The organism is Pseudoxanthomonas sp. UC19_8 (assembly GCF_042700505.1).
Lineage (GTDB): Bacteria > Pseudomonadota > Gammaproteobacteria > Xanthomonadales > Xanthomonadaceae > Pseudoxanthomonas_A > Pseudoxanthomonas_A winnipegensis.
On the sequence record NZ_CP170559.1, the window covers coordinates 195,975 to 215,327 of the forward strand.

The following is a 19,353-nucleotide window of genomic DNA, read 5'->3' on the forward strand; positions in this document are numbered from 1 at the left end:
GGAGCGTCCATGTTGAAGAAGAAGAGCAGCTGGCACGACGGCCAGGCCGTCGACACCCTCATCGGCGCGCAGGTCGTGCTGCATGGCGATCTGCAGTTCAGCGGCGGGCTGGTGGTGGAGGGCCGCATCCACGGCCGGGTCTTCGCCGCGCCCGGCCAGCCGGCCACGCTGACGCTGGGCGAGGCGGGCCTGATCGAGGGCGTGGTCGATGTGCCGGTGGTGATCGTCAACGGCCGCATCGAAGGCGACGTGTGCGCCACCGAGCGCGTGGAGCTGGCGCCCAGGGCGCGGGTCAGCGGCAACATCCACTACAAGGTGGTGGAGATGCGCGCCGGCGCGGTGCTGGTGGGTCAGCTGATGCATCTGAGCGAGGGCGAGGCGGCCCAAGCCGCAGCGCCCGTGCCGGCACAGCTGGACGCGCTGCCGGAAGCCGCCAACGCCTAGGCCGCGCAGGCGAGCCTCGGCCCTGTTCATAACGGGCCGACTAAGCTGGCCCCATGTCTGCGAACGAACCGCCCAACGGCGCGCCGCGCCCGGCGTCCGAAGGCCCGCATCTGCTGCCCGTCAGCCGCGGCGCGCGGCTGACGGTGTATGCGCTGCTGGGCGTGCTGGTGCTCGCGCTGGGCTTCGGTGCCTGGGGCCTGTGGACGGTGTTCGCCCCGGGCGCGCGACAGGCGCCGACGGCGGCGCAATGGCAGGCCACGCAGGGCCGCGTGCATGACCTCGAACAGCAGGTCGCCACGCTCTCGCGCTCGGACCAGATCAGCCGCGAGGCCAACCGCGACCTGCAGGCCACGCTGAGCGACCGCGAGGAACAGATCGCCGGCCTGCGCGCGGACGTGGCCTTCTACGAGCGCTTCGTCGGCGCCACCGCGCAGCGGCGCGGCCTGGCGGTGCACGAGCTCAAGCTGCAGCCGCAGACCGACCAGGCCTGGCACTTCACCGCCACGCTCACCCAGAACCTCAACCGCGGCGCGGTCAACCGCGGCCGCCTGCAGCTGAGCGTGGAGGGCACGCGCGCGGGCAAGCTGGAGACGCTGGACTGGGGGCGGCTGCGCCAGCAGCCGCAGGCCGATGGGATGGCCTATTCGTTCAAGTATTTCCAGCAGATCGAGGGCGAGATCGTGCTGCCGCCGGACTTCAAGCCGCTGCGCGTCACCGCGCGCCTGCAGCCGGACAACAGCGAGCGCGTGGACCAGTCCTTCACCTGGGCGCAGGCCGCCGGCGTGCAGGACGATGCGGCCCAGCCTGCGGGTTGAACTGACATCGTCCTGGCCCCATCCTTGCCGTCATGAGCACGCTCGTCTCCCTGCCCAATGCGACCCCGGCGCCGGACTACCAGTCGCTGGAGCGTCCGCTCAACTTCACCCATGCCGCCGCGGCCAAGGTGCGCGAGCTGATCGCCGAGGAAGGCAATGCCGACCTGGCGCTGCGCGTGTACATCGAGGGCGGCGGCTGCTCGGGGTTCCAGTACGGCTTCGAGTTCGACGAAAACCGCGCCGAGGACGACGTGGCCGTGCGCACCGACGAGGTCACCCTGCTGGTCGATCCGCTCAGCCTGCAGTATCTGATGGGCGCCGAGGTGGACTACACCGAGAGCCTGACCGGCGCGCAGTTCGTGATCCGCAACCCCAACGCCAAGACCACCTGCGGCTGCGGCAGCAGCTTCAGCATGTGATGCCGGCCGACGCGGGCGGCGCACGCACGCCGTTGCCTCTTCAGACCGGACCCTTGTCCGGTTTTTCGTTCGTGGCCGAGCCATTGGACCGCGCCGATGCGCTGCGCGACGACGCGCGCGCGCTGGCCGCGCTGTGGCCGCAGGCGCGGGTGCTGGTGATCGACGCCGACGGGTTGGCCTACGCCGATCGCCACGGCGAGCTGCTGGCGCCCACCGGCGAGCAGCTGGGCGGCGGGCCGGGCGTGGCGACATTCCTGGGGCTGCGCGGAGAGGTGGCGTGGTTCGCCATCTCGGCCGACGTGGTCGCCTTCCAGGCGCCGGGCCGGATGGAGCTGCGCCAAGCTGCCAGCGACTGGGCGCATGCCGATTCGACCGCCTTCGCCCAGGCGCGCGCGCTGCTGCACTGGCAGCGGCGTACGCGGTTCTGCACCGTCTGCGGCGGCCGGCTCGAACTGCGCCGCGCCGGCTATATCGCGCGCTGCCTGCAGTGCCGCGCCGAGCACTACCCGCGCGTGGATCCGGCGGTGATCGTGGCCGTCAGCGACGGCACGCGGCTGCTGCTGGGGCGCCAGGCGGCGTGGCCGGCGCAGCGCTATTCGGTGGTCGCCGGTTTCGTCGAGCCGGGCGAGAGCCTGGAGCAGACCGTGGCCCGCGAGGTGCTGGAAGAGACCCAGGTGCGGGTGCGCGCCGCGCGCTATCTCGGTTCGCAGCCGTGGCCGTTCCCCGGCGCCCTGATGCTGGGCTTCGAGGCCGATGCCGAGCCCGACGAACCGCGCGTCAACGGCGAGCTGGAGGACGCGCGCTGGTGCAGCGTGGACGAGGTCGGCGCGGCGCTGCGCGGCGAGGGCGAGCTGCTCCTGTCGCCGCCGCTGTCCATCGCCCGTGCGCTGATCGCGCACTGGCACCGCAAGATGACGGCCTGAGCCGCTCGGCGTCGATCGCTCTAGAATCGGCGCCACGCAAGGGAGCCTTCGAAATGTCGATCACGCTGGTAGCGGTCGTGGTGGCGGTGGTGCTGGGCCAGCTGGCGCCGCATGCGGTGAGCGCGTACCGGCGCCACGATCTGTACGCGCGCTGGCTGCACTGGCTGCAGGTGCGGCTGGGCGGCAGCGGGCTGTGGACCGGTCCGGCCGGCGCCGCGCTGGCGATCGCGCCCTGGCTGCTGCTGGTGATCGTGGTGCAGGCCTGGCTGCATGCGCCGTTGCTGGGCCTGCTGGGTCTGGTCTTCGGCGTGGCGGTGCTGGTCTGGGCCTGGGGTCCGCGCGACCTGGATGCCGACGTGCGCGCGGTGCTCGAGGCCGAGGAGGCCGCCGGGCAGCGCCTGGCGATGGCCGAGCTGGGGCCCGACAGCGACGACGCGCCGGGCCTGGTCGAGGCGGTGTTCCGTGCGGCGCTGACGCGCTGGTTCTCGGTGGTGTTCTGGTTCGCGCTGCTCGGCCCCGCCGGCGCGGTGCTGTACCGGCTGTGCGCCCTGTCCGCGCGCGGCCCGGCGGCCGACACCCTGCCCGAGGCGCACCGCGCCGGCGCCGCGCGGCTGCTGACCCTGCTGGACTGGCCGGTCGCGCAGCTGATGACGCTGTCGATGGCGCTGATGGGCAACTTCGACACGGTGTTCCAGGCCTGGCGTGGCGCAGGTGGCAATCGCTGGCGGCTGGACACCGGCTTCCTCGGCGCGGCCGCGCGCGCCAGCGTCAGCGCCGAAGTCGCCGAGGAAGTGCAGGACTATCTGGACGACGGCGTGCCACCGCCGCCGCAGCTGCGCGACATGCCCGAACTGCGCGACGCGATGAGCCTGGTCTGGCGCATCCTGCTGCTGTGGCTGGCGGTGATGGCCTTGCTGGTGATCGCGGGGTGGGTGAGCTGAAGCGCGGCATGCCGCGCTTCAGCGAACGCCCGGCCAGGGATGGCCGGGCCGGACAACCCGTAAGGCAGCCAAGCCGCGCCATGGACGGCGGTGCGGTGGCTAATCGAAGTGCGATGGCTTGCGCGGCACGCCGCGCTTCAGCGAACGCCCGGCCAGGGATGGCCGGGCCGGACGATCCGCAAGGCAGCCAAGCCGCGCCATGGACGGCGGTGCGGGCGGATAATCGAAGCGCGATGGCTTGCGCGGCATGCCGCGCTTCAGCGAACGCCCGGCTGCTGCGACACGTTGGCCAGCTCGATTCCGCGTGCCGGCTTAAGGTAGATCACAAAAAACCGTCGCTCCCGCGAAAGCGGGAGCCCATGGACGTGGTGCGGTCTGGACGAACGTCCCCTGGATCCCCGCGTTCGCGGGGATGACGAGAAGAAGGATTTCCGCGAACGGCGCAGGCATCCGAACGGGGTGAGCGCTTGCTCGCGCTGACCTCAGGCAATGTCAGCGCTCAGCCCGTGCCAGCACTCAAGCCGGCGGCGCCAGCAGCGTGAAGGGAAACCACGGCAGATTGCGCAGCAGCCAATAGGCGGGAATCACCACCAGCCACACCCGCGGATCCATCGCCCAGCGCATGAGCGGCCGCAGTACGCGCGGCTGCCAGCCCCACGACCAGAACAGCATCATCGGCAGCAGCGGCAACATCAGCATGCCCAGCGGATTCATGTGCAGGGCGGTGGGCAGATCGCCCTGCAGCAGGGCGTGCAGCGCGCGGGTCATGCCGCAGCCCGGACACCACAGCCCGGTGAGGCCGTGGAAGACACAGCGAGGCAGCAGATTGCCCGGCTGGTTGGGATCGACCACCCGCAGTACCAGCGCGCCGGCGGCGACCAATGGAACGGTCGCCGCCAACAGGAGGACGCGCGGGCGCGTCAGTGCGATCACTGGCCGGCCTGCGCCCGGATCTGCTGCATCATCAGCTCGTAGTTGGCCATCGCATGGCCGCTGGCGAAGTTGTAGATCATCAGCACGATGCCGATCGCGGCGAACACCGTGGTCACGATGCACCAGGTCTTGGCCGTCTGCGAGGCGCGCTGGGCACCGGCGAAGTCGCCCGCGGCCAGCAGGCTGTTGACCTTGGCGGCGAACACGATCGCCACGATGCCGGTGATCAGGCCCGGGATGCCGCAGCACAGGCACAGGCTGAAGACCGTGGCCAGGATCGCCCACACCAGGTGATTGGGCACCGGGCCCGGCGCGGCGGCCTGCGGCGGCGGGGTGTAGGGCGGCGGCGTATACGGCGGCGGATCGGACGGCGGCGTCGGCGGGCCGGGCGGCGGCGGAATCGTGCTCATCTACTCATCTCCCCAAGGGTTGGTGGCTGGAGTCTAGTCCAGCGTTGTGATCCTGCGAACCCGCTGTGCTTCAGGCCGCATCGCCGCGCAGTGCGCGTACGCGGGCTTCGAGCTGCTCGGCGCTGCTGTCGGCGGGCATCGGTGCGCCGGCGACCACTTCGATATGCGCACGGAAGCGGCGCGGCAGGCGCATGCGGTGCAGGCGCGAGTCGCGATGCGACCACATGCTGGTCCACATGCCGCGCAGCGCCATTGGCACCACCGGCACCGGGCGGCGTTCGAGGATCTTCTCCACGCCGGACTTGAACGCGGCCATCTGCCCGTCCTTGGTCAGCGCGCCCTCGGGGAAGATGCCCACCAGCTGGCCGTCGGCCAGCGCCGCATCGATCTGTTCGAAGGCCTCCTGCATCAGCGCGGGGTTCTCGCGCGCGCCGGCGATCGGGATCGCCTTGGCGTTGCGGAAGATCCAGCGCATCACCGGGATGTTGAAGATCTTGTAGTACATGACGAAGCGCACCGGGCGCGGGATCGCGGCCGAGAGGATCAGCGCGTCCATGTAGCTGACGTGGTTGCACACGATCAGCGCCGGGCCCTCGTCGGGCAGGTGGCGCTCGATGCCGTGCAGGCGCAGGCGGTACAGCGCGCGCACCATCACCCAGCTCAGGAAGCGCATCAGGAACTCGGGCACGATCGAGAAGATCCAGATCGCCACCACGGCGTTGGCGATGGCCAGGGCCAGGAACACCTGCGGGATCGACCAGCCCAGGAAGCGCTGCACCGCCACGCCCAGGACCGCGGCGATGACGATGAACAGCGAGTTCTGGATGTTGACCCCGGCGATCACGCGCGAGAGCTCGCTGCGCGGCGTGCGGCTCTGGATCAGCGCGAACAGCGGCACCACGAAGAAGCCGGTGAACAGGCCGATGCCGACCAGGTCCATGCAGATGCGCCAGCCGCCGTGCGCCTGCAGGAACTGCATCACGCTCAGCCCGCTCTGCGTGGCCGCGCCCGGCCGGGCGAAGTACAGGTCGAGCATGAAGGCGGTGATGCCGAACGCGCCCAGCGGCACCAGGCCGATCTCCACCACGCGGCCGGAAAGCTTCTCGCACAGCAGCGAGCCGGTGCCGGTGCCGATGGAGAACAGCGCCAGGGCGAAGATGTACAGCGAGGGCGTGCCGCCCAGGTTGACCTCGGCATAGGTCGGCAGTTGCGCGGTCAGCACCGTGCCGATGAACCAGAACCAGGACACGCCCAGGATCGCGTTGCGCACCGCCAGCTGCTTGCGCGCCAGACGCATGATGGTCAGCGATTCGCCCAGCAGGTTCCAGTTGAGCTTGAGGTCCGGCGCGCCGGCTTCCACGCGCGGCACCTTGCGCGCGACCAGGTTGCCGGCCACCGCGAACACGATCACCGCCGTGGCCGCGGTCACCGGCCCATGCGTGCCGGCGATCTGGAAGATCAGCCCGCCGAAGATCATGCCCACCAGGATCGACAGCGAGGTGCCCATCTCGACCAGGCCATTGCCGCCGGTGAGCTCCTCGGGCTTGAGCACCGAGGGCAGGATCGAATACTTGACCGGGCCGAACAGCGTGGACTGCGTGCCGGTGCAGAACAGCGCCACCAGCAGCACGGGCAGGTTCTGCGTCAGGAAGCCGACCGCGGCCAGCGTCATGATGCAGATCTCCATCGTGGTGGTGATCACGATCAGCCGCTGCTTCTCCAGCTTCTCGGCGATCTGCCCGGCGATGGAGGAGAACAGGAAGTACGGCAGGATGAACAGCGCCGGCGCCAGATTGGTGTACAGCGTGCGCTGCTGGGCGTCGATGCCCAGGTAGAACAGCAGGCCGATGATGGCCTGCCGGTACACGTTGTCGTTGAAGGCGCCGAAGCACTGGACGGCGAAGAACGGCAGGAACCGGCGCTGCTTGAGCAGCGCGAACTGGTTGTGGCCCGAGGACATGCGCGATTCCGTGCGAGAGCTGGGGCGCAGCCTAGGCCATCGTGGTGGGGTTGGGGAAGCGGGGATTGGGGTGGAGCGGGGATTCGGGATTGGGGATTCGGGATGTGTGCGCTGCAGGGTGGCGCGGTAAGGTCGAGCGCGCTTTATCGCTGAAGCGCTCTTGTGGGAGCCGCCATGGCGGTTCCCACCAAGCTCTGCCCCGTCCCCTTTCGCGAAGCGAAGGGAGGGATGGGGAGCGGTTGCTCTCAGGCTGGCGCCGCGCTGGCGCCGGATGTGCTGGGCTCGGACACCGGGCCGCGGATCACCTCGTCGGCGGCGGCGCGCAGCTTGGGCAGCAAGCGCAGGATCAGGGCCAGCTGGGTGCGCAGCAGGCGCTGCTTGTCCTCGATGTCCTCGGGCATCTGTTCGAGCGTGTCGGCCAGCTCGGCCACGCCGGCGTCCAGGTCGGCCGGCGGCGGCTGACGCGCGGATAGCGCGCTCGCCGCCTGGCTCAGCGCGTCGTGCAGGCGCTGACCGGCCTGGTCGATGAGCGCGTCGTCGGCGTGCGGTGGCAGCGTGGCGCGGTGCGCGCCCAGCGCGGAGAGATAGCCCAGCAGCGTGTTGGACAGCGCCAGGAAGCGGAAGCCCGCATCCAGGTTGCGGCGCAGATAGCCCGGCTCGCGCACCATGTTGGCCAGCGCCGCCGACAGCGCCGCGTCGGCGTTGTGCATGTCGCGCCGGGCGATGCGATAGGCCAGATCGTCGTTGCCGCGGCCGCGGTACTGCGCCAGTACCTCGTCCAGGTAGCGGGTGCAGGCCTGCACCACCGCGGCCATCACCAGGTGCAGGCGCCGGCCCTGCCAGTCGGGCAGGATCAGGAACGAGGCCGCCGCGGCGATCGCGCAGCCGATCACCGTATCCAGCAGGCGCGGCCAGATCAGCAGGAAGCCGTCGCCCAGCAGGTTGAAGCACAGCAGCGCCATGACCGTGATCGCCGCGGTGGCGATCATGTAGCGGTCGGTGCGGGTGACGAAGAACACCAGCGCGCCGGCCAGCGCGATCAGCAGCTGCAGCTCGGTGCCGGGGAACAGCTGCATCAGCGCCCAGGTGGCGCCCAAGCCGACCAGCGTGCCGGCGATGCGCTGCACCAGCCGCAGGCGCGTGGCGCCGTAGCTGGGCCGGCAGACGAAGGCGGTGGTCAGCAGGATCCAGAAGCCGTGGTCGGGATGGATCGCGCGCATCACCCCGTAGCCCACGGCCAGCGCGATGGCCATGCGCAGCCCGTGGCGGAACAGCAGCGACTTGGGCGTCAGCTGCGCCACCAGGCGCGCGCCCATCTCGCGCAGCGTATGCGGCGAGGCGTCGCGCAGGCGCGTGTCGATGCCTTCGCTGGTGGTGTCGGACAGGGCGGTTTCCGACAGCCGCCGCTCGATGGTCTGCAGGTTGGTGCCCAGCAGTTCCAGCGAGCCGAGCAGGCGGTTCCAGCGCGGGTTGTGCTGGTCGCGCAGGAAGGCCAGCGACTCGCGCAGGTCCGCCGTGGCGATGCGCGTCTGCTCACCGTACTCGAACGGCGTGCGCATGCGGATCGCCACGCCCAGCGCGGCGCAGGCCTTGCCCTGCAGCGCCAGCAGGCGCTGGCAGCGGTACAGCACGTCGCTGTGGAAGAAGGCCTCGGTCAGCGCCTCGTAGGGGTAGTGCGAGGAGCTGGCGCGCTCGTGGAAGTCCTGCGCCATGTAGTACAGGCGGAAGTACAGGCCCGACTGCACGCCGGGCCGGCCCGAGCGTCCGAAGCGCGCCAGGATCGCGGTCTTGGCGCCGTTGAGCGCCTCGACCACGCGCGCGTTCTGCTGGGCCAGCGCCAGCCGGCGCGCGTTGACGTCGACCTCGCGCACCGGCTCGAACAGGTCGGCCTTCAGGCGCAGGAAGCGGCCCAGCTCCCAGAACAGCCGCGCCAGCCGCTCGCGCACCGGGCGGTTGGCGAACAGCACCGTCCACAGGATCGACAGCAGCCCGTACCAGGCCGCGCCGAGCAGCAGCAGCCCGGTGCCCTGCCAGCTGGCCGCGGTGTGCGCCGGCGCGGGGTTGATGCCATGGTCCATGCCGATCATCGCGTAGATCGACAGGCTGACCGTGCCGGTGGCGATGGAGGCATAGCGCTCGCCCAGCGCACCGAGCAGGGTCAGGGCGAAGGTCGCCAGCGCCAGGCTGATCACGAACAGCAGCGGATGCGGGAACAGCAGCTTGACCGCGCTGGCGGCCAGCACGAAGCACAGCAGCGACAGCAGCACCGACTTGGTCCGGCCCAGCCAGTTGTCGTCGGTCTCGGCCAGGGCGCTGGCGATGATCCCCAGGAACAGCGGCGGGATCCACAGCAGCCGGTCGTGGTACCAGCACAGGCCCATGGCCACCGACAGCGCGATGAACACCCGCAGCCCGTAGCTGGCTTTCTCGTGGGCCCAGAGGCGGCCGAGGCGGGATTCGAAGGACGAGGACATGCGAAGGGAGCAGGCGCACCGGGACGGACGAGACGCCAGTGTGCCGCAAGCCGATGCAACGCAACGTGGCCGGCGCGCGTGGGCCTAGCGGCATCCCGCGTCCGTTCGAGTCCAGACACGGACTCAGCGGGCGGGCGCGGGGCACGCCGATGCACGCAGGAGCCGGCGGGCTTGTCGATCAGGTGATCGATGCGCAGCCGCCAGATCGGCGCATGCCCATTGAGCCGGCGCTGGCGAGCCGCAAAAAGAAACGCGCCCGGCAGGGCGCGTTTCGTTCAACGCATCGCGCTGAAGACGCCGGCGCTCAGTCCTGCTCGCGCGCGATCGCGCGCCAGCCGATGTCGCGGCGGTGGAAGGCGTGCTCGAAGCCGACTTTGTCCACGCCGGCATAGGCGTTGGCCTGCGCCTGCGCGACGCGCTCACCCAGCGCGGCCACGCACAGCACGCGGCCGCCGGCGCTGACCACGCGGCCGTCGGCGTCCAGCGCGGTGCCGGCGTGGAAGACCTTGGCGCTGGCCGGCACCGCGTCCAGGCCTTCGATGACCTCGCCGGTGACCGGCGTGTCCGGGTACCGGCGGGCGGCGATCACCACGCCCAGCGAGGGCCGCGGGTCCCACTGCGCCTGGACCTCGTCGAGGCGGCCGTCGATCGCGGCCTCGACCAGCTCCACCAGGTCGGACTGCAGACGAAGCATCACCGGCTGGGTCTCCGGGTCGCCGAAGCGCACGTTGAACTCGATCACTTTCGGCGCGCCGCTGGCGTCGATCATCAGCCCGGCATAGAGGAAACCGGTGAACGGCACGCCGTCGGCGATCATGCCGGCCACGGTCGGCTCGACCACCTCGCGCATCACGCGCTCGTGCACCTGCGGCGTCACCACCGGCGCGGGCGAGTAGGCGCCCATGCCGCCGGTGTTGGGGCCGGTGTCGCCGTCGCCCACGCGCTTGTGGTCCTGGCTGGTGGCCATCGGCAGCGCGGTGCGCCCGTCGACCATCGAGATGAAGCTGGCCTCCTCGCCGTCGAGGAACTCCTCGATCACCACGCGCGCGCCGGCCTGCCCGAAGGCGTTGCCGCTGAGCATGTCGCGCACGGCGGCCTCGGCCTCCTCCAGCGTCATCGCCACGATCACACCCTTGCCCGCGGCCAGGCCGTCGGCCTTGATCACGATCGGCGCGCCCTTGTCGCGCACATAAGCCAGCGCCGCGTCCACGTCGGTATGCACCTGGTAGAACGCGGTCGGGATGCCGTGGCGGGCGAGAAAGTCCTTGGCGAAGGCCTTGCTGCCTTCCAACTGCGCGGCGGCCGCGCTCGGCCCGAAGATGCGCAGACCCGCGGCGCGAAACGCATCGACCACGCCGAGCACCAGCGGCACTTCCGGCCCGACCACGGTCAGCGCCACGCCTTCGTCCTGCGCGAGCTTGAGCAGCCCTTCGATGTCGGTGACCTTGACCGGCACGTTGCGGCAGCCGCGCTCGGTCGCGGTGCCGGCATTGCCCGGCGCGACCAGCACCTCACTGACACGGGCGGACTGGGCCAGCTTCCAGGCCAGGGCGTGTTCGCGGCCGCCGGAGCCGATGACGAGGATTTTCATTGGGGGGCTGGGATTGGGGATTCGGGATTGGGGATTCGTTAGAAGCAGAGGCGGGATCGTGGGTCTGGAAGGGGCTTCGCTGTTGCGAATCCCCAATCCCGAATCCCCAATCCCGGCTTCTCAGTGCCGGAAGTGCCGCACGCCGGTGAACACCATCGCGATGCCGTGCTCGTCGGCCGCGGCGATCACCTCGCCGTCGCGCATCGAGCCGCCGGGCTGGATCACCGCCTTGATGCCGGCCTGCGCGGCGGCGTCGATGCCGTCGCGGAACGGGAAGAACGCATCGCTGGCCATCACCGAACCCTCCACCACCAGGCCGGCGTCCTGCGCCTTGATGCCGGCGATGCGCGCCGAGTACACCCGGCTCATCTGCCCGGCGCCGACGCCGATCGTGCGGTGGTCCTTGGCGTAGACGATGGCGTTGGACTTGACGAACTTGGCCACCTTCCACGCGAACAGCAGGTCCTCGAACTGCGCCTCGGTCGGCGCCAGCTGGGTCACCACCTTCAGCTCGTCGCGGGTCACCACGCGGTCGTCGGCGGTCTGCATCAACATGCCCGAGCCGATGCGCTTGGTGTCGATGAAATGCGGCGAAGGCGGCGCCAGCGGGATGCGCAGCACGCGCACGTTGGCCTTCTTGGTGGCGTAGTCCAGCGCGCCCTGCTCGTAGTCCGGCGCGATCAGCACCTCGACGAACTGGCGGTCCAGGATCACCTTGGCCGTGGCCGCGTCCAGCGTGCGGTTGAAGGCGATGATGCCGCCGAAGGCGCTGGTCGGATCTGTCGCATAGGCCAGCTCGTAGGCATCGCCGGTGCCTGCGCCCACGGCCACGCCGCAGGGGTTGGCGTGCTTGACGATCACGCAGGCCGGCGCGTCGAACTGGCGCACGCATTCCCAGGCCGCGTCGCTGTCGGCGATGTTGTTGTAGCTCAGCTCCTTGCCCTGCAGCTGGGCGAAGGTGGCCAGCGAGCCGGGCGCCGGATACAGGTCGCGGTAGAAGGCGGCGCGCTGGTGCGGGTTCTCGCCGTAGCGCAGGTCCATCACCTTGACGAAGTTGCCGTTGGCCTGCGCGGAGAACAGCGAACGCTCCGGCGCGGCCTCCATGGCCTGTCCGCGTGCGGCGGTGCCGGCCTCCGCGGAAGGTCCCACGCACGAGGACAGGTAGTTGCTGATCGCCGCGTCGTACTGCGCCACGCGGTTGAACGCGGCCACCGACAGCGCGAAGCGCTTGGCCGCCGAGAGCTGGCCGTCGTGGGCGTCCAGCTCGGCCAGCAGTTCGGCGTACTGGTCCGGCGAGGTCGCCACGGCCACGCGCGCGAAGTTCTTGGCCGCGCTGCGCAGCATCGCCGGGCCGCCGATGTCGATGTTCTCCACCGCGTCGGCCAGCGTGCAGTCGGCCTTGGAGGTGACCGCCTCGAACGGATAGAGGTTGAGCACCAGCAGATCGATCGGGGCGATGCCGTGCTGCGCCATCACCGCATCGTCGAGGCCGGCGCGGCCCAGCAGGCCGCCGTGCACCAGCGGATGCAGCGTCTTGACCCGGCCGTCCATCATCTCGGGGAAGCCGGTGACCTCGGACACGTCCTTGACCGGCAGGCCGGCGTCGCGGATCGCCTTGGCGGTGCCGCCGGTGGAGAGCAGTTCGACGCCGCGCGCGGCCAGCGCACGGGCCAGCTCGAGCAGGCCGGTCTTGTCGGAAACGGACAGCAGGGCCCGGCGCACGGGCAGCAGATCGGAAGACATGGTCAGGAGTGGGAAGCGACGCGGGGGCGATATTGTAGAGCCCCGCGGCCCGTGGCTGCCGCCGGGCTGTCCCGGCTCGCGCCGCTGCCAGGCAGTGGCTTCGCAGTCCATGCCCCGCAGCGCGCGGGTGATCAGGCGGGTGCCGAGTGGCAGACCGCTTCGATGTTGTGGCCGTCCGGGTCGCGCACGAAGGCGCCGTAGTAGTGGGGGTGGTAGTGCGGCCGCACGCCCGGGCCCCCGTTGTCGATGCCGCCTGCCGCCAGGGCCGCGGCATGGAAGGCATCGACCGCCGCGCGGTCGGCGGCCCGGAACGCGATGTGGATCGCCGGCCGGTTGGGGCCGCCGCTGCTGATCCAGAAGTCGGTCTTGGGCGGCTCCCCGAAGCCGGCCATGTCGTGGCTGCCCGTCAGTTCCGCGCTCACTTCCATGAGCAGGCGGTAGCCCAGGGGCGCGAGCGCCTGGGTGTAGAACGCCTTGCTTCTCTCGTAGTCGCTGACGGCGATGCCGGTGTGGTCGATCATGTCGGATGCCTCTGCCTGTCCATCGGGTTCGGGAACCTGCCTCGGCGAGAGTTTATGCCGCCGGCCTGTCGTGGCAGGCGCTCCTGCCATGGCGACGGCGCGTTGCTGGCCACCGCTGGCTCCGCCGTGTGCGCGGTGCCTGTTCGCAAGAGATGCAGGTCAGCGATCCGCTCGACCGTTCGCTTTCTGGCCGGCTTCGCAGTGCGGGTGTGACGTGTTTGTTGCTTGTTGCGCCGTGCGCAGCGTGGGGCGCGTGGTGCGCCAGGCGCGCGTCCGGATGCGCACGATGTGGATCGTCAGCGAAAGCGTGCGCGTGCTGCGCCGCGCCGGATGTCGATGGGCCACCGACCGCTCAGGTCAGCCCGTAGTCCTTGAGCTTCTTGCGCAGCGTGGCGCGATGGATGCCCAGCAGGGCCGCGGCGCGGCTCTGGTTGCCTTCGCAATGGTTGAGCACTTCGACGAACAGCGGGATTTCCATCTCGCGCAGCACGATCTCGTAGACGTCGTCGGCCTCGCAGCCGTTGAGGTCGCGCAGGTAGCGGCGCACCGACTGGGCAACGTGTTCGCGCAACGGCGACTTTGGCGTGCCACGACTGGAGTCCTGGCGGGTCGTGGCGTTCAAGGCATCCCCGGATGTTTGTCGCATCGAAATGAACCCGGCCGGCGTTCGACACGCGAGGCGGAGCGCGGCGGGGGAGCGAGTCTAGCGCGTGGCCGCGGCGGGCGCACGCGCGCTGCGTCGCTTCTTCGCGTGTTCAGCGAAATTCGAAGGCGAAGGCAACCGCGCCGCCGTCCGGTTCACGCACCGGTACGGTCATCTGGCCGCTCTGGCCCGGGGCCAGCGTTGTCCCGCGCAGGCCAGGCTCGAGGTAATCGCTGGGCAGCAGCGCGCGTGCGCCGGTCACGCGGCCGTCGGCATCGGACAGCGACAGGACGATCGCCGGCCAGGGCTGCGGCCAAGGCGCGTCGTTGCGGAAGGTGGCGCGCACGCGCAGCATGCCGGCGGCATCGGCCATCGGCTGCACGTCGCGGGTCAGCATGGTGTAGTCGCGCGGCTGCTGCCACGCCGGCAGCGTGCAGCGCAGCGCACCGCACAGTCGCTCCAGGGTCGGGCGCCAGGCCGCGTCCTGGGCCAGGCGCGCGCGATCGGCCACCAGCAGCTGCAGCGCCAGCAGCGCGCCCAGCGCGGCCAGGATCGCCCACTGCCAGCCCGGCACCGGAGGCCGCGCCACCGGCGCCGCAGTGCGCAGGAAGCTCGGGGCGGCCTGCGGCGTGTCGGCGGTCGGTGCCTCGGTGGCGGTGGAATCGCGGGAGTCGGGATCGATCATCGAAGGGTCTTGCACGACGGCGGCCTGCGCGGCCGCCGGAGGTTCTGTGGGGAGGTGTTCGGGAACGGCGCGCGGCGCTTCGGCAGCGGGCGCGGCCGGCGCGGCGGGCGGGTCGGAAGACGGCGCGGGCCGGGTGAAGTGGCCCACCTCGCCCTGCGGCGGCGCGCGCAGCAGGCTGGCGATGCTGGCCGCTCGGGGCGCCTCGCCCAGCGCCTGGCCGCAGCGCGGGCAATGCGCCGGCCACGCGCCGCTGCCCGGCTCGGTCGGCAGCGGCAGGTGGCAGTGCGGGCAGGCGCTCATCGCCTTATTCAAGCATGTTCAGGCCGGCGCGGCCCCGGTGCGGCGCACGCCGTCGATGCGCATCCAGTCCTCCATCCGGGTGGCGCGCAGCTCGGTGAACCACGGCGCGTAGCGCTGCAGCAGTTCCTCCTCCTGGCCGTGCAGGATGCCGCTCATGGCAAGGCGTCCGCCCGGTGCCACGCGCGCGGCCAGCGTATCGGCCAGCGCATCCAGCGCCGAGGCCAGGATGTTGGCCACCACCACCGGATAGGTGCGCGCCGGCTCGTCGGCCGGCAGGAACACCTGCAGCCGCGCCTGCACCGCGTTGCGCTCGGCGTTGTCGTGGGTGGCGATCAGCGCCTGCGGGTCGTTGTCCACGCCCACCGCGCCTTCGGCGCCCAGCTTCAGCGCGGCCAGCGCCAGGATCCCCGAGCCGCAGCCGAAGTCGAGCACGGTCTGGTCCTGCAGCCGCCCTTCGCCGGCCAGCGCGTCCAGCCACTGCAGGCACAGCGCGGTGGTCGGGTGCGTGCCCGAGCCGAAGGCCAGCCCCGGGTCCAGCCGGACCACGGCCGCGTCGGCGGCCTGGGCGGCCTCGGGCAGGTCATGGTTCCACGGCACGATCCAGGTGCGCGCGCCGAAGACCATCGGCTGGAACTGGTCCAGCCACGCGCGTTCCCAGTCCTGGTCGGCGACGATGCGGAAACTCGCCTGGGTCCAGTCCAGCCCCGGATCGAAGGCCTCCAGCGCCGCCAGCAGGGCCAGGGCGTCGGTCTCCTCGGGGAACAGCGCGGTCAGCACCAGCGCCTCCCACAGCGGCGTCTGGCCCACGCCCGGTTCCAGGATCGCGCGCTCGTTGCTGGTCTCGGCGTCGGCATCGACCAGGGTCACGGCGAGCGCGCCCAGGTCCTCCAGCGCGGTCTCGTAGCGTGGCTGGCGGGCCTCGCTGCAGGGGACGGAGAGTTCGAGGAATGGCATGGGCGTGTCAGGCGGGCAAGGGGGCCGGGCATGCTAGACCATTGCCCTCGGACAGGCCCAGAACCGGGACGCAGGTCCGCTCTGCCGCGCCTGGGCGAGGACCCGGCGCCGGGCATGGGCTAGACTGCCGGCCGCCGTGACCCGCCGCGCCCTGCGCCGGTGGCGGTCACGCCTCTTTTCTGGCTTCCCGCGCGTGTCGTCTCGACGATGAGGCATCTGGTGTTTCGCAGCACTGCAATGCGTTGCGCTGCCGGGCTGGCCCTGGCGGCGGCGCTGGCGTGGGCGATGACCGCCACGCGCGGTGCGCGGCATGCGGCGCTGGAGGCCGATGCCGGTACGCAGGCGCCGCTGCACAGCCTGCCGGTCGTGGCGCTGTCGGCGCTGGAGCAGGCCCGGCGCGGGACGTCGATTCCGCTGCACGGTCTGCCGGCCGATCTGTCCGCCGCGTTCGAACAGGTCCCGGACCTGCACGACTACCGCCAGCGTCTGCAGGTCGCGGCCGACGCCGGCGACGTGCAGGCGCGCTGGGTCGCCAGCCAGGTCGACGAGTACTGCGCCGGCTATGCGCAGGATCCGCAGGCCTTCGACGCCGATACCCGCGCCATCGCCGGCCTGGCCGGTCAGGCCGGCGCGGCGATGGCGCAGGCGCGCGCGCGCATGGGTTCGCGCTGCAGCGGTTATTCGCCGGCCGACGGCGTCAGCCGCGACCGCATCGTCGCGGCGCGCCGGCAGGCCGCGCGCGGCGGGCAGCTGGCGGCCGAGGCCTCGCTGCTGGCCTTGGGCCAGCCGCTGGAGCCTTCGGCGGCGTACAAGCGCGCGCTGGTCCAGCGTGTGCTGGATGCGGGCGATCCGCAGGCCTATCTGGCGCTGTCCGGCGCGCTGGGCGCGGCGGCCAGCGGCGATGACACCTATCAGGACATGGTGGCCGGCACGTCCTTCGCCGAGCTGGCCTGGCAGCTGGCCGCCTGCAGGCTGGGGCTGGCGTGCGGGCCGCGCAGCGCGCTGATGACGCGCTATTGCGCCAACGGCGGCATCTGCTCGCGCGATGCCAATCAGGATTTCCCGGCGTTCGTGATGGACGCGGCCGTGCCGCGCCAGGGCGCCGACACGATCGACACGATGGTCAATCGTCTGGTGCAGTCGACCAGGCAAGGAGAAGCAAGATGAAGCAGCGGCGTTTTCTGAAAGGCGTGCGCACCTGGGGCTGGGCCGTGCTGTTCGTGGCCTATACCGTCGGTGCGGTCGGGATCGTGATCCTCGACACGGCCGAGGAGCGCTACCGCGGTCTGTCCAAGATCCAGCTGACGTCGGTGACCTCCGAACGCGACACGCGCCGTGCCGGCGCGGCCGAGATCGCCGCGCTCTACCGGGCACAGAGCGGGATGCCGTTCTCTTCGCTGCAGCCGGGTTCGACCTTCCAGATCGTCTGGCCGGATGGCTCGACCGAGACGGTGATGGTGGTCAGCCCCAGCTCGGCGCTCGGCACCGAGCCGCTGCCGGGGACCGCGCAGCCGGCGCCGGCCAAGCACTGAGCGTCTCGGTATCGCGCTTATTTCGGTATGCGCGGAGACGAAAAGGCCGGCTTGATGCCGGCCTTTTTCTTGGTCCTTCCCGTTTTTGAGGAGCGCTGTGGGGGGAGGGCGTTTGTGGCTTCGGAAGGGCAGCGGTCCGGCGGGCGGGGGCCGCTGATCCCTCAATCAGGGCATTCTGCACTGATTCGGGCGCTCGGCTCCTGCCTCGCTAGGCGCGGCCCCCGCCCGCCGGCCCGCTGCCGCACGCGTCATGTCACAGGACTTCGGTTTGCGGGGGCGCTCGAACCCTTCCTCGCGCACAACGCGATCAGTGACGGGAAGGTATCGACTTGAGGCCCCCTCCCTTGCGCGCAGCGCAGGGGAGGGATGGGAGGGGTTGGGGCTTTCCCGGGCAAGTCACAGAAACGAAGAGTTCGTAGAGCGGAGCTCGCTCCGCTGGGGCTTTCCCACGAACCGAACCAAGAGCAGCGGAGCAAGCTCCGCTCTACAGGCAGGTCGTTGCTGGATTTGAGGAGACAGGCGCTCCCACAGCAGCGCATCACGCGGGGTCGATCCTTTCCAGGAGCGAGCCATCGAGGGCTGAGCCGAGCAGCCGCGCCCGGTCGGGTCGACGCTGGTGGGCGGAGTCCGTGTTATCGGCCCCGCGCTCCGGCGAATATCCTTCTTCCAGACAATGCGCTGACCCGATCAGGTCAGCGAGATCGCCTTGGTCTTGCGCTCGGCCAGGCGCTTTTCCAGGTAGTGGATGTTCTGGCCGCCGGCCTGGAAGCCCTTGTCGCGCATGATCCGCTGCTGCAGCGGGATGTTGGTGCGGATGCCTTCGACCACCGTCTCGCTCAGGGCCACGCGCATGCGCGCGATGGCCGTCTCGCGGTCGGGGCCGTGCACGATCAGCTTGCCGATCATCGAGTCGTAGTTCGGCGGCACGCGGTAGCCCTCGTAGATGTGCGTGTCCACGCGCACGCCGGGGCCACCCGGCGGATGGAAGTGCTGGATCAGGCCCGGATGCGGCATGAAGGTCTCCGGGTCCTCGGCATTGATGCGGCACTCGATGGCGTGGCCGTTCAAGACGATGTCGCTCTGCTTGATCGACAGTTTCTGGCCGGCGGCGATCTTGAGCTGCTCGCACACCAGGTCGATGCCGGTGACCATCTCGGTGACCGGATGCTCGACCTGGATGCGGGTGTTCATTTCGATGAAGTAGAAGCGCCCGTCCTCGAACAGGAACTCGAACGTGCCTGCGCCGCGATAGCCGATGCGGATGCACGCATCCACGCAGACCTTGCCGATCTCGTCGCGCAGCGCCGGGGTGATGCCCGGCGCCGGGGCTTCCTCGACCACCTTCTGGTGGCGGCGCTGCATCGAGCAGTCGCGCTCGCCCAGATGGATGGCGTTGCCCTGGCCGTCGGCCAGCACCTGGATCTCCACGTGGCGCGGATTCTCCAGGTACTTCTCCATGTAGACCTCGCCGTTGCCGAAGGCCGCCTTGGCCTCGGCCTTGGTGGTCTCGATGGAGGACTTCAGCGCGCCTTCGGCATGCACCACGCGCATGCCGCGCCCGCCGCCACCGCCGGCCGCCTTGATGATCACCGGATAGCCGATCTCGCGGGCGATCTTGGTGTTGGTCACGATGTCATCGCCGAGCGGGCCGCCCGAGCCCGGCACGCAGGGCACGCCGGCGGACTTCATCGCGCGGATGGCCTCGACCTTGTCGCCCATCAGGCGGATGGTGTCGGCCTTGGGGCCGATGAAGATGAAGCCGGACTCCTCCACGCGCTCGGCGAAGTCGGCGTTCTCCGACAGGAAGCCGTAGCCGGGATGGATGGCCTGGGCGTCGGTGACCTCGGCCGCGGCGATCAGGCGCGGGATGTTGAGGTAGCTCTCGGCCGAGGGCGCCGGGCCGATGCACACCGACTCGTCGGCCATGGCCACGTGCTTGAGGTTGCGATCGACGGTGGAGTGGACCGCGACCGTGCGGATGCCCAGGGTTTGGCACGCGCGCAGGATGCGCAGCGCGATCTCGCCACGGTTGGCGATGACGACTTTATCGAGCATGGGAAGGCCG

General features: G+C 70.6%; 18 protein-coding genes. 7 read left to right on the forward strand and 11 right to left on the reverse strand.

Annotation, left to right across the window (positions count from 1 at the left end):
- Positions 1–9: 9 nt before the first annotated feature.
- Genes ACFJIT_RS00875 through ACFJIT_RS00895 form a run of 5 tightly spaced genes read left to right on the forward strand, consistent with a single transcriptional unit; the run spans position 10 to position 3,542 of the window.
- Positions 10–444 (forward strand): polymer-forming cytoskeletal protein, encoded by a 435-nt coding sequence (locus ACFJIT_RS00875; RefSeq protein WP_379654713.1) that lies wholly within the window; start codon positions 10–12, stop codon positions 442–444.
- Between the two features lie 53 nt (positions 445–497).
- Complete coding sequence (locus ACFJIT_RS00880; RefSeq protein ID WP_379654714.1) at positions 498–1,259, forward strand: DUF6776 family protein; 762 nt, start codon at positions 498–500, stop codon at positions 1,257–1,259.
- 32 nt (positions 1,260–1,291) lie between these two features.
- Positions 1,292–1,678: an iron-sulfur cluster insertion protein ErpA gene (gene erpA / locus ACFJIT_RS00885; protein ID WP_130516543.1), complete on the forward strand. Its 387-nt coding sequence runs from the start codon at positions 1,292–1,294 to the stop codon at positions 1,676–1,678.
- Complete coding sequence (gene nudC, locus ACFJIT_RS00890; protein ID WP_379654715.1) at positions 1,678–2,601, forward strand: NAD(+) diphosphatase; 924 nt, start codon at positions 1,678–1,680, stop codon at positions 2,599–2,601. The genes erpA and nudC overlap by 1 nt, the downstream gene beginning before the upstream one ends.
- Positions 2,602–2,654: 53 nt before the next feature.
- Positions 2,655–3,542: a hypothetical protein gene (locus ACFJIT_RS00895; RefSeq protein WP_379654716.1), complete on the forward strand. Its 888-nt coding sequence runs from the start codon at positions 2,655–2,657 to the stop codon at positions 3,540–3,542.
- 516 nt (positions 3,543–4,058) lie between these two features.
- Here ACFJIT_RS00895 and ACFJIT_RS00900 read toward each other — a convergent pair.
- From ACFJIT_RS00900 to prmA, 10 genes are all read right to left on the reverse strand, one after another.
- A complete protein-coding gene (locus tag ACFJIT_RS00900) occupies positions 4,059–4,475 on the reverse strand; it encodes a DUF2752 domain-containing protein (RefSeq protein ID WP_379654717.1) in 417 nt (138 codons plus the stop codon).
- Positions 4,472–4,885, reverse strand: coding sequence for a CD225/dispanin family protein (locus ACFJIT_RS00905; protein ID WP_130516549.1), 414 nt, complete (start codon positions 4,883–4,885; stop codon positions 4,472–4,474). The genes ACFJIT_RS00900 and ACFJIT_RS00905 overlap by 4 nt, the downstream gene beginning before the upstream one ends.
- 70 nt (positions 4,886–4,955) lie before the next feature.
- Positions 4,956–6,845 (reverse strand): MFS transporter, encoded by a 1,890-nt coding sequence (locus tag ACFJIT_RS00910; RefSeq protein WP_379654718.1) that lies wholly within the window; start codon positions 6,843–6,845, stop codon positions 4,956–4,958.
- Between the two features lie 245 nt (positions 6,846–7,090).
- Complete coding sequence (yccS, locus tag ACFJIT_RS00915; protein WP_379654719.1) at positions 7,091–9,319, reverse strand: YccS family putative transporter; 2,229 nt, start codon at positions 9,317–9,319, stop codon at positions 7,091–7,093.
- Between the two features lie 304 nt (positions 9,320–9,623).
- Positions 9,624–10,910 (reverse strand): phosphoribosylamine--glycine ligase, encoded by a 1,287-nt coding sequence (gene purD, locus ACFJIT_RS00920; protein WP_379654720.1) that lies wholly within the window; start codon positions 10,908–10,910, stop codon positions 9,624–9,626.
- 120 nt (positions 10,911–11,030) lie between these two features.
- Positions 11,031–12,653, reverse strand: a complete 1,623-nt coding sequence (gene purH, locus ACFJIT_RS00925) for a bifunctional phosphoribosylaminoimidazolecarboxamide formyltransferase/IMP cyclohydrolase (RefSeq protein WP_379654721.1) — start codon at positions 12,651–12,653, stop codon at positions 11,031–11,033.
- 131 nt (positions 12,654–12,784) lie between these two features.
- On the reverse strand, positions 12,785–13,174 hold the full coding sequence (locus ACFJIT_RS00930) for a VOC family protein (protein ID WP_130528207.1): 390 nt from the start codon (positions 13,172–13,174) through the stop codon (positions 12,785–12,787).
- Between the two features lie 352 nt (positions 13,175–13,526).
- Positions 13,527–13,796 carry a DNA-binding transcriptional regulator Fis gene (gene fis, locus ACFJIT_RS00935; RefSeq protein ID WP_130516561.1) on the reverse strand — a complete coding sequence of 90 codons (270 nt, stop codon included), beginning with the start codon at positions 13,794–13,796 and terminating at the stop codon, positions 13,527–13,529.
- Positions 13,797–13,929: 133 nt separating this feature from the next.
- Entirely contained in the window at positions 13,930–14,802 is an 873-nt protein-coding gene (locus tag ACFJIT_RS00940) for a DUF3426 domain-containing protein (protein ID WP_379654722.1), read from the reverse strand.
- A gap of 18 nt (positions 14,803–14,820) precedes the next feature.
- Positions 14,821–15,756, reverse strand: a complete 936-nt coding sequence (gene prmA / locus ACFJIT_RS00945; protein ID WP_379654723.1) for a 50S ribosomal protein L11 methyltransferase — start codon at positions 15,754–15,756, stop codon at positions 14,821–14,823.
- A gap of 237 nt (positions 15,757–15,993) precedes the next feature.
- Here prmA and ACFJIT_RS00950 point away from each other — a divergent pair, with 237 nt between their 5' ends.
- The gene (locus ACFJIT_RS00950; protein ID WP_379654724.1) at positions 15,994–16,923 is read left to right on the forward strand and encodes a hypothetical protein; all 930 of its coding nucleotides are present in this window, start codon (positions 15,994–15,996) and stop codon (positions 16,921–16,923) included.
- Positions 16,920–17,288: a hypothetical protein gene (locus ACFJIT_RS00955; RefSeq protein ID WP_286575510.1), complete on the forward strand. Its 369-nt coding sequence runs from the start codon at positions 16,920–16,922 to the stop codon at positions 17,286–17,288. The genes ACFJIT_RS00950 and ACFJIT_RS00955 overlap by 4 nt, the downstream gene beginning before the upstream one ends.
- Before the next feature lie 687 nt (positions 17,289–17,975).
- On the opposite strand, the gene accC is transcribed toward ACFJIT_RS00955, so the two are convergent.
- Positions 17,976–19,343: an acetyl-CoA carboxylase biotin carboxylase subunit gene (gene accC / locus ACFJIT_RS00960; protein WP_130516567.1), complete on the reverse strand. Its 1,368-nt coding sequence runs from the start codon at positions 19,341–19,343 to the stop codon at positions 17,976–17,978.
- Between the last annotated feature and the right edge of the window lie 10 nt (positions 19,344–19,353).

Bases quoted from the DNA above. Each gene is read 5' to 3' on its own strand.
- ACFJIT_RS00875 (WP_379654713.1), top strand. From the start codon at position 10: ATGTTGAAGAAGAAGAGCAGCTGGCACGACGGCCAGGCCGTCGACACC.
- ACFJIT_RS00880 (WP_379654714.1), top strand. From the start codon at position 498: ATGTCTGCGAACGAACCGCCCAACGGCGCGCCGCGCCCGGCGTCCGAA.
- erpA (WP_130516543.1), top strand. From the start codon at position 1,292: ATGAGCACGCTCGTCTCCCTGCCCAATGCGACCCCGGCGCCGGACTAC.
- nudC (WP_379654715.1), top strand. From the start codon at position 1,678: ATGCCGGCCGACGCGGGCGGCGCACGCACGCCGTTGCCTCTTCAGACC.
- ACFJIT_RS00895 (WP_379654716.1), top strand. From the start codon at position 2,655: ATGTCGATCACGCTGGTAGCGGTCGTGGTGGCGGTGGTGCTGGGCCAG.
- ACFJIT_RS00905 (WP_130516549.1), bottom strand. From the start codon at position 4,885: ATGAGCACGATTCCGCCGCCGCCCGGCCCGCCGACGCCGCCGTCCGAT.
- ACFJIT_RS00910 (WP_379654718.1), bottom strand. From the start codon at position 6,845: ATGTCCTCGGGCCACAACCAGTTCGCGCTGCTCAAGCAGCGCCGGTTC.
- yccS (WP_379654719.1), bottom strand. From the start codon at position 9,319: ATGTCCTCGTCCTTCGAATCCCGCCTCGGCCGCCTCTGGGCCCACGAG.
- purD (WP_379654720.1), bottom strand. From the start codon at position 10,910: ATGAAAATCCTCGTCATCGGCTCCGGCGGCCGCGAACACGCCCTGGCC.
- purH (WP_379654721.1), bottom strand. From the start codon at position 12,653: ATGTCTTCCGATCTGCTGCCCGTGCGCCGGGCCCTGCTGTCCGTTTCC.
- ACFJIT_RS00930 (WP_130528207.1), bottom strand. From the start codon at position 13,174: ATGATCGACCACACCGGCATCGCCGTCAGCGACTACGAGAGAAGCAAG.
- ACFJIT_RS00940 (WP_379654722.1), bottom strand. From the start codon at position 14,802: ATGAGCGCCTGCCCGCACTGCCACCTGCCGCTGCCGACCGAGCCGGGC.
- prmA (WP_379654723.1), bottom strand. From the start codon at position 15,756: ATGCCATTCCTCGAACTCTCCGTCCCCTGCAGCGAGGCCCGCCAGCCA.
- ACFJIT_RS00950 (WP_379654724.1), top strand. From the start codon at position 15,994: ATGCGTTGCGCTGCCGGGCTGGCCCTGGCGGCGGCGCTGGCGTGGGCG.
- ACFJIT_RS00955 (WP_286575510.1), top strand. From the start codon at position 16,920: ATGAAGCAGCGGCGTTTTCTGAAAGGCGTGCGCACCTGGGGCTGGGCC.
- accC (WP_130516567.1), bottom strand. From the start codon at position 19,343: ATGCTCGATAAAGTCGTCATCGCCAACCGTGGCGAGATCGCGCTGCGC.